12 protein-coding genes are annotated in these 8,492 nt (G+C 38.0%); 3 read left to right on the forward strand and 9 right to left on the reverse strand.

Annotated features, from left to right (window positions below; all coding sequences use genetic code 11):
- Position 1: 1 nt before the first annotated feature.
- On the forward strand, positions 2 to 1,180 hold the full coding sequence (nhaA, locus tag LC419_RS22290; RefSeq protein ID WP_223609418.1) for a Na+/H+ antiporter NhaA: 1,179 nt from the start codon (positions 2 to 4) through the stop codon (positions 1,178 to 1,180).
- On the opposite strand, the gene LC419_RS22295 is transcribed toward nhaA, so the two are convergent.
- Both LC419_RS22295 and LC419_RS22300 read right to left on the reverse strand, forming a co-directional pair.
- Positions 1,177 to 2,190 carry a YihY/virulence factor BrkB family protein gene (locus tag LC419_RS22295; RefSeq protein WP_223609419.1) on the reverse strand — a complete coding sequence of 338 codons (1,014 nt, stop codon included), beginning with the start codon at positions 2,188 to 2,190 and terminating at the stop codon, positions 1,177 to 1,179. The genes nhaA and LC419_RS22295 overlap by 4 nt on opposite strands.
- Positions 2,191 to 2,443: 253 nt before the next feature.
- Positions 2,444 to 2,893 (reverse strand): DUF1569 domain-containing protein, encoded by a 450-nt coding sequence (locus LC419_RS22300; protein ID WP_223609420.1) that lies wholly within the window; start codon positions 2,891 to 2,893, stop codon positions 2,444 to 2,446.
- A gap of 119 nt (positions 2,894 to 3,012) precedes the next feature.
- Here LC419_RS22300 and LC419_RS22305 point away from each other — a divergent pair, with 119 nt between their 5' ends.
- Both LC419_RS22305 and LC419_RS22310 read left to right on the forward strand, forming a co-directional pair.
- On the forward strand, positions 3,013 to 4,002 hold the full coding sequence (locus LC419_RS22305; RefSeq protein WP_223609421.1) for a GlxA family transcriptional regulator: 990 nt from the start codon (positions 3,013 to 3,015) through the stop codon (positions 4,000 to 4,002).
- A 125-nt stretch (positions 4,003 to 4,127) separates the two neighbouring features.
- Positions 4,128 to 4,601, forward strand: a complete 474-nt coding sequence (locus tag LC419_RS22310; protein ID WP_223609422.1) for a 23S rRNA (pseudouridine(1915)-N(3))-methyltransferase RlmH — start codon at positions 4,128 to 4,130, stop codon at positions 4,599 to 4,601.
- Between the two features lie 27 nt (positions 4,602 to 4,628).
- Here LC419_RS22310 and LC419_RS22315 read toward each other — a convergent pair whose 3' ends face one another.
- The 7 genes from LC419_RS22315 to LC419_RS22345 form a co-directional block, all read right to left on the reverse strand.
- Positions 4,629 to 5,084, reverse strand: coding sequence for a tRNA (cytidine(34)-2'-O)-methyltransferase (locus tag LC419_RS22315; RefSeq protein WP_223609423.1), 456 nt, complete (start codon positions 5,082 to 5,084; stop codon positions 4,629 to 4,631).
- Between the two features lie 57 nt (positions 5,085 to 5,141).
- The gene (locus LC419_RS22320; RefSeq protein ID WP_223609424.1) at positions 5,142 to 5,960 is read right to left on the reverse strand and encodes a lipopolysaccharide assembly protein LapB; all 819 of its coding nucleotides are present in this window, start codon (positions 5,958 to 5,960) and stop codon (positions 5,142 to 5,144) included.
- Positions 5,957 to 6,523: a phosphatase PAP2 family protein gene (locus LC419_RS22325; RefSeq protein WP_047455964.1), complete on the reverse strand. Its 567-nt coding sequence runs from the start codon at positions 6,521 to 6,523 to the stop codon at positions 5,957 to 5,959. Before LC419_RS22325 ends, LC419_RS22320 begins: the two co-directional genes overlap by 4 nt.
- A 3-nt stretch (positions 6,524 to 6,526) precedes the next feature.
- On the reverse strand, positions 6,527 to 6,862 hold the full coding sequence (locus tag LC419_RS22330; protein ID WP_034731181.1) for a twin-arginine translocase TatA/TatE family subunit: 336 nt from the start codon (positions 6,860 to 6,862) through the stop codon (positions 6,527 to 6,529).
- Positions 6,863 to 7,105: 243 nt separating this feature from the next.
- Positions 7,106 to 7,657 (reverse strand): nuclear transport factor 2 family protein, encoded by a 552-nt coding sequence (locus LC419_RS22335; RefSeq protein WP_223609425.1) that lies wholly within the window; start codon positions 7,655 to 7,657, stop codon positions 7,106 to 7,108.
- A 139-nt stretch (positions 7,658 to 7,796) separates the two neighbouring features.
- Positions 7,797 to 8,138, reverse strand: coding sequence for a nitroreductase family protein (locus LC419_RS24250; RefSeq protein WP_223609426.1), 342 nt, complete (start codon positions 8,136 to 8,138; stop codon positions 7,797 to 7,799).
- Positions 8,104 to 8,274: a hypothetical protein gene (locus tag LC419_RS22345; protein ID WP_223609429.1), complete on the reverse strand. Its 171-nt coding sequence runs from the start codon at positions 8,272 to 8,274 to the stop codon at positions 8,104 to 8,106. Before LC419_RS22345 ends, LC419_RS24250 begins: the two co-directional genes overlap by 35 nt.
- Between the last annotated feature and the right edge of the window lie 218 nt (positions 8,275 to 8,492).

Below are 8,492 nucleotides of genomic sequence, written 5' to 3' on the forward strand. Positions count from 1 at the left end.
CATGAATTTATCTCTATATTTCAAAAAATTTTTCAGCAGTAATCAGGCATCAGGAATTATCCTTATTTTTTGTGTACTGGTTTCATTATTAATCGCAAATTCGTCTGCAGGTGAAGGCTTCCAGAACTTTTTAGACAAAGAAGTGGGCACTCACCTGTTCCACCTTACCTATCCGGTCAGCATCTGGATCAATGACGGCCTAATGGCTGTTTTCTTTCTGCTGGTAGGACTAGAGATCAAAAGGGAAATGGTGGAAGGAGAGCTTTCTTCTTTTAAAAATGCCTCTCTTCCTATTTTTGCAGCTGTGGGCGGAATGCTGGTTCCCGCGGTGATCTATACCTTTTTCAATGCCGGAACGGATTACAGCAGCGGCTGGGGAATTCCTATGGCGACTGATATTGCTTTTTCACTTGCCATCATTTCAATGCTTGGAAAAAAGATCCCTAATTCGATCAAAATATTCCTTGCTGCACTGGCCATTGTTGATGATCTGGGTGCGATTCTGGTGATTGCGGTTTTTTATACGGAACAGATTCACTGGACGTATCTGCTGTTGTCTTTTGGAACGGCGGCTTTATTATTTTTATTAAACTTTTTAAAGGTTACACGCCTTGTTTTCTATATTATCCCGGGATTGTTTTTATGGTATTTCCTGCATCATTCAGGGATTCATGCGACCATAGCAGGGGTTTTACTTGCCTTCTCGATTCCTACAAATGTTTCGAATATAGACATTTCTCCCCTTGAAAAGCTGGAGCATAAACTTCATTTTCCGGTAAGTTTTCTGATCATGCCGATATTTGCCTTAACGAATACCAATATTGCGTTTACCAGTGAAATGGTAGCGGGAGTTACAAGTACTTTAGGAATGGGAATTATCTGCGGATTGATTTTAGGAAAACTGATCGGGATCAATCTGTTCTCGTTTATTGCGATTAAACTGAAACTCAGTTCTCTGCCTCAAAACAGTACGTGGCCACAGATGGCTGGTGTCGGGCTGCTGGCAGGAATAGGATTTACAATGTCTATTTTTATAGCGCTTCTTTCCTTTAAAGACGATATCCCGATTCAGGATGAGGCTAAATTTGCCATTCTGATCGCTTCATTCTTAGCAGCAGTTTTAGGATTCGTGATCTTAAGTATGAGTTCGAAGGAAGATGAGAATGCAGTAGAGAATTAATCTTTTTCCCTCTCTTCCAGCTTTCTCCGGTGTTCTTCATCGCTTTCCAGATTCGGCTCTGTAATGGCTGCATGGTAACGAACTGCTTCTCTTTTAATTTCATCGGAAAGCAGTTTTTCTATCCTTAGTTTTCTCAGGGCCATATTCAATTCATTTCCGAACAGGAGAAGATAGACATTCACATTCACCCAAACCATCAGAAGAATCATACTTCCAATGGATCCGTAAAGAACGTTATAACGGGCAATATCTTTTACGTAGATCGCAAAGATAAAAGTGGTCAGCACAAACAGAACTGTCGTTAAGATGGCACCTGGAACCGCCTGTCTGAACCTCGCGATCTTTACTGTTCCTAACCAATAGAAAAGGGTCAGAAGAATGAAGTAGAAAAGCGGAAAAGACACAAATCCAATGATCTTGGACAGGTTATTCACCAGCCATGAAACATCATAAGCCGGCGTAAAAAGTTTCATAACAACCTCCACATAATACACCCCGAAAAGTGCCAGGAAAACGATCGTAATAAAACCTATTGTGATGAAAAAAGAAAGGATAAATTCCTTTACATCTGTGAGTTTTTCGTCTGAATTCTCATTAAATCCATTGATGAGCGAAAAAGTTCCGTTAGTTGCAAAAACCAATGCCAATACAATCGTTAGGTTGCTGATCCCTTTCATATTCGGGATGATATTGGTTTCTATATATCCTCGTACATCGCCTTCCATATTGGATGGAAAAACGTTGTGCATCAAGACTTCAAAAATATAAAACTGAAGCTTGTCGTAATGCGGCATATAGGGCAAAACGGAAAGTAAAAAGAGTAAAAAGGGAAACAAACTGATGGTAAAACTCCATGAAATAGAAGCCGCTTTTCTACCGATATTTCCTTTGAAAATTCCAGAAATATAAATCTGAAACATCTGCCAAAGCGATATTCCGAGAACAGGAATATGTATGCCGTCAAAAAACTCTTGAATTTTCAAGATAAATCTGGGAATTTTAATACTCATCTATTTGGTGTATTTCACTTGTAAAACAATTGATTTTATCTCCTTTAACAGAGAAACATCTGCGGTTTCACTTAAGTCTTTATACAAATATAAACATTTTCCTTATCCTTCCTATACCGCTGGAATTGATTGATGCGCATCAATCCTTCAGAATACCTGTACTCCTGACATTCCGGGAAAGGATATGTTATTTGAAAAATAATGTAAGTCCTAAAATTCTTTCATCTGTTCAATAAAAGCTTTGTCAGAAATTTCATGCATTAAACTGCCGCAAATGATGATCCATATGCTTGTAGACAAAAATCCCGATCTCTTCTCTTTTCATCTTTCCAAAAAAATCATGGATAAAATCAGGATTTGAATAATTTTCATAGGCCACAATTTGTTGCATCCATAGCTGTTTTTCGTATTCCGTGTCACCGTTCATTTCTTTTATGGCAAAGCTCCCTGCGGGCACATTTTTCTTGATCGGGGTTTCATCTTTTACAAGACCTTTCAGTGCCATTTTCCCAAACAGCCAGCCCAGAAATTCCTGCTTATAGGTATGGTGACTTATTCCCATGATCCAGTCATTCCATACTGTACAGTGTCTCATCATCTGGAAAAGATTCATTTTACCCCATTGGGCAGTATTCTTCTGTGAAAGCGTATCAATCCTTTTGATCAGCTCTTCCCGTGTATTTTGGTCAAATATTGTTTTCATAACCGATTCTTTTTGTAAAGGTATCATGGTTTCTAAAAAATCTTGGTACGTAAAAACGACATCCGACAGTGTATTTTGTGCCAAAATTTATATAACTTTATTATCAAATACGTACAGCAATGAAACATATTTCGATCATTATCTATGACGGTGTCCTGTCCACAGCCGTATCCAATACCGCCTCTCTACTGATGAGCGCCAATGAATCCGCCATGAGAAAAGGGATTGACATTCCTTTTGAGATAGAGCTGATCGGCGTACAGAATAAAACCGTACCATCTCATCTCCCTCTGCAGTTCTGCTGTCCAAAAATGATCTCTGAGAAGTTTGATACTGATGTGGTTATCATTCCACCCATGAGCATGGATCTAACAGATATTGATTCCCTGCTGGCTAAAAATGATGTTCTCATCAAATGGATCAAAACAAAATACCACGAGAAAGCCCAGCTGATCAGTCTGTGTACAGGAGCTTATTTCCTTGCAGAATCCGGTTTACTGGATCATATGCCGGCTACCTCACACTGGGGCGCCATGGAGGATCTGCAAAAAAGATATCCTCTCATTGATTTCAAACCTGATCATGTGGTGACCTATTCAAAAGCAATCATCACAGGCGGCGGTGGTTTCTCTTCTTTAAATGCGATGCTGTATTTTATTGAACAGAATTCCAGCAAAGAAATATCCGTTGAGCTGAGTAAGCTCTACGCATTGGATTACGGACGAACTTCACAAAGTATTTTCAACGTATTCTCAGGACAGCGGCTTCATGACGATGATCAAATTCATAAGGCACAGAGCTACATCGAGAAAACATTTAAAACAGATATCACGGTTGAGCAGATTGCAGGCGAAGTCCATATGAGCAGACGGAATTTTATCCGCCGGTTTAAAAATGCAACCCGTTTAAATCCAATTGAATATATACAAAGGGTAAAAGTGGAAGCTGCCAAAAAGGCATTTGAAACCGGAGATGCTAATATTGCGGATGTTACCTACAGCATGGGGTACAATGATTTAAAAACATTCAGAACGGTCTTTAAAAAGATCACCGGATTAACGCCGGTTGATTACAGAAATAAATTTAAGGGGCAGGAGATTAGCTCTTGAAAGATTGAAGTTATTGAAAAATTTAAAAACTCAGGAGCAGACCGTGCCTTAATATATTTTTAGGGTTTACGGCTTCAGTCCTTTTCTTTAAAAATGGTATCTTTGCCTTTTGAAACCCTTTATACATGCGAATCAGCTTACTTTGTATCGGTAAAACAGATGACAAGGAGATCACTTCCCTGATCGGCTATTATCTGACCCGACTTCCCAAACACTGGAACTTCGAGATCACAGAGATTCCAGACGTAAAAAACGCAAAAAACCTTTCACCGGAACTTTTGAAGAAGGAAGAATCTAAGCTGTTCCTGAATTATATTGACAAAAATGACCTTGTCGTCATCCTCGATGAAAAAGGAAAACAGTTCACCAGCCGTGAATTTGCCCAGAAAATCGATACCTGGATGAATTCTTCGGTTAAAAAAGTTCATATCCTGATTGGAGGTGCCTATGGTTTTTCCGAAGAGATTTATAATAGAGCCAACGAAAAAATGTCATTATCTAAAATGACATTCACGCATCAGATGATCCGTTTATTTATTGTGGAGCAACTTTACCGTGCGGACCAGATCCTGCAGGGAAAGCCTTATCATAATGATTAAAAATTTTCGGTTTTCAGAATGAATATTCTAAACTTTTAAACCGATCTGTCTTTTCGCTTCACCAATTACAAAAGCAACAGAATTGGCTATATTAAAGCTTCTGATCAGTTTTGACATCGGAATGGTAAGATGATTCTCAAAACGATCCAGAACTTCTTTACTCAAACCTACACTTTCCTTACCGAAGACCAGCCAGTCGCCATCCTGAAATTCATTTTCCAGATAGGATTTTTCAGCATGTGAGCTCATTAAGAAAACACGGGAAGGATCCGGAACACATTTCATCCACTCCTCTACATTGGCATATTCTGAAACATCAAGATGCACCCAATAATCTAAACCGGACCGTTTCAGGTTTTTATCATTGATGACAAATCCAAAGGGATGAACCAGGTGTAATTTACTTTCTGTCCCTACACATAATCGTCCTATGTTACCTGTATTGTTGGGTATTTCGGGTTCTACAAGAACAATATTCAACATCTATTTATCTTTCTTTATGGGGTTCAAAAATAGCCGGAACTATTTATTTACTTTGTCTTATTTGGGTTTTGCGACACACTTAGCATAATAATCCGCTAAAATAGCCTTTTCATAGCCTAAATTGACTGCTCTGTCCAGATTTTCACAGGCTTCCTTAGGCTTTGCCGTATCAAATAAAACCAATGCTTTGGTTACGTAAGAATGAGCAAATTTCGGATCAATGGAAATGGCTTTATTGACGTCTGTGAGGGCTTCTTTAGGCTTTTTCATTTTGAAATACACGTCTGCTCTTCCGTTGTAGAGAAGTGATTCCGGTTTTTCGGAGATCAGCAGATTGTAATCTTTTAAAGCGCCATCCAAATCACCGTTATTTTTTTTGAGATTGGCCAGTCCTGTTTTAGCATAAATATTATCCGGTGCAAAGGTTAAAATTTGCTTCAGATCATTTAGGGCAAGGTCCTTTTTCCCCTGACTGTCGTAGATCTTGGAACGGGTAAGATAGAATTCAGGATTTTCAGCATCGATAGTGAGACCTTTTGCAATATATTCCAGGGCTTTGGCTTTATTTCCTTTCTGGCTGTTTAATGAAGCGAGATTGGCATAAACCGGAGCCGACAAAGGATTAGCCTTTAAAGCTGAATCATATGACCTCAGAGCCAGTGCCGTTTTTCCCAGTCTTCTTTGGGCTGTACCCAAACTGTTGTAATATTCAGACTGGTATTTCTGAATCTGCTCTTTTTCTGCCAGTTTGGTGTATTGTTCTTCGGCGCATTTATAGTCTGCTTTTTTAAAGCATTCTTCGGCTGTTTTTTTGTCCTGTGCGTAAAGGCTGAATGAGGTGCATATACATGCGGTCAGTAATAAAGTTTTTTTCATGAAGTTATAGTTTGTTTGTTGATGACTTTTTTGGCGAGTACTCCAAATATCACTCCCAATAAAGATCCAACAAACGCCCCCACCAAAATATCTATCGGGAAATGAACTCCTAAATATATTCGGCTATAAGAAACTACTACAGCCCATACAAATATAGCATATGGAAACCAATTGAGCTTCTTTTTCAATAAAATACTTAAATAAGCTGCCAGAAAAAAGGTGTTCGACGCATGGGCAGAATAAAACCCGTATTGTCCGCCACACTTCACAATCCTCATATAATGTTCCAGACTTGGATCATGGCACGGCCGCAGCCTGGCCACCCCATATTTGAAAACACTGGCCAGCTGATCTGAAACCGTAGCTCCAAGTGCGATGAATATCAGAATAAAAACTAAAGATTTTAGTTTGTAATTTTTGTATAAAAAGTAAAGAAATATAATATAAAGCGGTACCCAGATCCATGTGCTGGAAATCAGCATCCACAGCTGGTCGAAAGAAGTATCGCCCAAATTATTAAGGTATAGAAACACCTTTTTGTCCTCCTGAATGATTTCCTCCATGAATTATCTGCTTACAGGCCCTTCGTAGGTTTCGTCGTCGGCAGGCTTTAGTTTGGGAGGTTCATTAGTCGTCGAAGGTTCCGTTACGATATCTTTTTCAATATCCTTCATGGGATTGAAGTCTTTTGCCGCATCTTTTACCTTCTCAATTTCACGCTTGATCTCAGAAACCGGATTATCAGTTTCTTTCATGATCTCAGTTTTAATGTCTTCCACTGCACCGCGCATTTTTCTAACGCCTGCCCCTAAGTCACGCGCTATCTGAGGAAGTTTATCCGGACCGAATAATACAACAATCGCCACCGCGATCAATGCCATTTCTCCAATACTTAATTCCATTGGGTAAAATTACGAAAGTTTATACTATTTATTTACAGTAAACTAAAATTTTAAACAAATTTTAAGATTTTGACCAGAGATACAGGTCTCGAGAATAATAAGAGCCTGTTTAAATTTTGCACTAAAATTTAAACAGGCTCTTATTATCAACATACAAAATTTATTTCCGGTCAAGTCATCCCTTGCCTTTATAAATTAGCATTTTATAATTATAATCATTTTGTTTTTATCCATTAGAAACCTTTAGAATCCCTTTACTGGCATTCCAGAGTAATGCAGATGGACCAGCTTCCATTTTCCATCTTTTTTCCTAAGAACATGGGTCTCACGTCCAGACATATGTACGGCTTTACCACCTTCCTTAATTTTAGCATCAATCGTCCAATAAAATTCCACAATCGCAGTATTGTCGAAAATATAGACCGCCGGCTGATGTTCTTCTTCTACCATCCTCAGATTTCTATTTTCTAAAACTTCAAACAATGGTGCGTAGAAATTCTTTTTAATTTCTTCGAATCCTTTTTGATGTCCGCGAATGTTAATATTAGAAACATCAGGACTATGCTCCCAAAGGTCGTCAATGATCTCCGGGTGAATATCACCCTCATTAATACTCTGAGTATATTTTTTAACCATGTCCAGAACCTGTTGTTTTTCGTTCATGCCAGCAGACGATTGTGTAAGGCTATCAGACAAAGTTCCTCTTTTTTCTTTATCAAGTCTATTCTCAAGTTTTTCGCTGCAGGAGAATAGTAACAAAAATGTTGAAAAAATAAAAATGTTTTTAGATTTCATAATTTTTTATTTTAATTATTTTAAATTTATTTTAATATTTAAACTGTTTCAGTTTCAAAAAATGGTTCGATACCCAATATAAAACTGAAGATTTTTAAAGTAAAGTTTAAAGCTGTAAGCATTTCATAGAATTATTTAATCAGAAGTTGATAAAAACCTTGGATGTAAACCCAGAGATGCCGTTTGTTCTTATACTTAATACCATTGGACAAGTGCCTAAACCGATTCCGTGTGCACTAAGTATGATATTTTGAAGAATAATACCACAATCCAAAGCACTGGTAACACTATTTTTATCCCGTGCTATTACGACGAGAGTCGGAGCATGATGGAAAATACTTACATCCGGATTGTTACCACTTTTCACCTGGGTGTTCACATAGCGCTTATTTACTTCGTCAAGCCATAATTTATTTTGTACAAGACGTATCTCCCATGGTTGTTTATTATAAGCTGATGGTGCATAGTTCCTGTGTTTCAAAATGATGTTCTTTCAACCAGTCTATCTTCTTTTGATCTTTTATTTTATTCCTTTCCTGCAACTCTTCTTGAATATTTACTAGAAGTTCTTTGTTTCCAAGTAAAACCAAAAGAACTACAACTAAGATTAATACCATGCCTCTGAGTTTCGATTTCCTGTTTTTTGTTGATTATTCCTGTAAAAATATTTTAGTTCTTTTGACGTCTATTAAAAAATATATACATCGGAAGGATATTCTTATGATTCACCTGTTTATTTTCCAAAGATCCCTTTTGCAAGAGGTTTGAATCTAAAGATGCGATAAGGTGGCACTGTTTTATCCTGTCCATTGTTGAAAGCTTCCCCCAACGGCAG

The organism is Chryseobacterium sp. OSA05B (assembly GCF_019970065.1).
Taxonomy (GTDB): domain Bacteria; phylum Bacteroidota; class Bacteroidia; order Flavobacteriales; family Weeksellaceae; genus Chryseobacterium.

Bases quoted from the DNA above. Each gene is read 5' to 3' on its own strand.
- LC419_RS22330 (WP_034731181.1), bottom strand. From the start codon at position 6,862: ATGGAATTAAGTATTGGAGAAATGGCATTGATCGCGGTGGCGATTGTT.
- LC419_RS22295 (WP_223609419.1), bottom strand. From the start codon at position 2,190: ATGAGTATTAAAATTCCCAGATTTATCTTGAAAATTCAAGAGTTTTTT.
- LC419_RS22305 (WP_223609421.1), top strand. From the start codon at position 3,013: ATGAAACATATTTCGATCATTATCTATGACGGTGTCCTGTCCACAGCC.
- LC419_RS22300 (WP_223609420.1), bottom strand. From the start codon at position 2,893: ATGAAAACAATATTTGACCAAAATACACGGGAAGAGCTGATCAAAAGG.
- LC419_RS22325 (WP_047455964.1), bottom strand. From the start codon at position 6,523: ATGGAGGAAATCATTCAGGAGGACAAAAAGGTGTTTCTATACCTTAAT.
- nhaA (WP_223609418.1), top strand. From the start codon at position 2: ATGAATTTATCTCTATATTTCAAAAAATTTTTCAGCAGTAATCAGGCA.
- LC419_RS22335 (WP_223609425.1), bottom strand. From the start codon at position 7,657: ATGAAATCTAAAAACATTTTTATTTTTTCAACATTTTTGTTACTATTC.
- LC419_RS22315 (WP_223609423.1), bottom strand. From the start codon at position 5,084: ATGTTGAATATTGTTCTTGTAGAACCCGAAATACCCAACAATACAGGT.
- LC419_RS22345 (WP_223609429.1), bottom strand. From the start codon at position 8,274: ATGGTATTAATCTTAGTTGTAGTTCTTTTGGTTTTACTTGGAAACAAA.
- LC419_RS22310 (WP_223609422.1), top strand. From the start codon at position 4,128: ATGCGAATCAGCTTACTTTGTATCGGTAAAACAGATGACAAGGAGATC.
- LC419_RS22320 (WP_223609424.1), bottom strand. From the start codon at position 5,960: ATGAAAAAAACTTTATTACTGACCGCATGTATATGCACCTCATTCAGC.